This window comes from Bartonella sp. DB5-6, assembly GCF_000278115.1.
GTDB classification, from domain to species: Bacteria; Pseudomonadota; Alphaproteobacteria; order Rhizobiales; family Rhizobiaceae; genus Bartonella; species Bartonella refiksaydamii.
Genome location: NZ_JH725123.1, coordinates 43758 through 44600, shown reverse-complemented (window position 1 = coordinate 44600; position 843 = coordinate 43758). Strand labels below are relative to the sequence as shown.

Annotated in this window: 1 protein-coding gene; it reads left to right on the top strand. The window is 40.2% G+C overall.

Annotated elements, in window-relative coordinates; genetic code table 11:
* A partial coding sequence (locus MCO_RS10895; RefSeq protein ID WP_007553925.1) for an autotransporter outer membrane beta-barrel domain-containing protein occupies window positions 1-843 on the top strand: 843 nt, incomplete at both ends.

Sequence of the window (843 nt, the reverse complement as noted above, 5' to 3'; positions counted from 1 at the left end):
GTCTTCATCGCTCTCTACGGTGAGCCTTTCGGATAGTAGACTTATTTTTGATAATTATATGTCTAACGACTATCAAACGCTACACATTGGAAAAAAGATTAATACAATCAAAAAAGAAATTGATATAGATGAAACAGACATGTCACATAATCTGGTATATATTGCAGAGGGTAATTCTCGTATTCAGCTTAACACCTCTCTCTATAATGATGGATTATTTGATCCTCAAAAAACGGATCGTGTTTTGATTTATGGTGATGTTTCTGGAACGACTCTTGTTCATATGCAAAATTTTCAAAAAACTTCTGACAAAGAAATACGGGACGAAAAAGATCAAAGCATTTCGCTCATTCAAGTTTTTGGGAGTGCGCAAGAAGATTCTTTTAAGTTGTCTGGGAGTTATACTACAGTCAATGGTTTTCCTTACCAATATCGCCTTCGTGCTTATGGTCCAAGTTCTTCTTCTGGAACAGCAGATCCCAAGAATAGATTAGTTGCAGGAGATGGAGAATTTTGGGATTTTCGCCTCGAGAGTATCTATATTAGTCCAGAAGATGTTAAAGCTATACCTGTTGAACCAGTTTCCACGGATTTTACCTCTTCTCCAGCTGCGTCATCCCTTTCATCTCAAACACCTTCCTCTACGAGTCCTACAGATGCCCCGTCTTTGCCATCTACTCCTAACGATTCTATGTTTACGTCTGTCTCCTCTATGTCATCTACACCTAGCGAGCCTCCTTCTACAGATCCTATGCCTGAGGTCCCTTTACCACCTGTTACGCCTTCACCATCTCCGTCTGAGCCATCTGATACACATGAACTTACACCTGTAGATCCATCCCC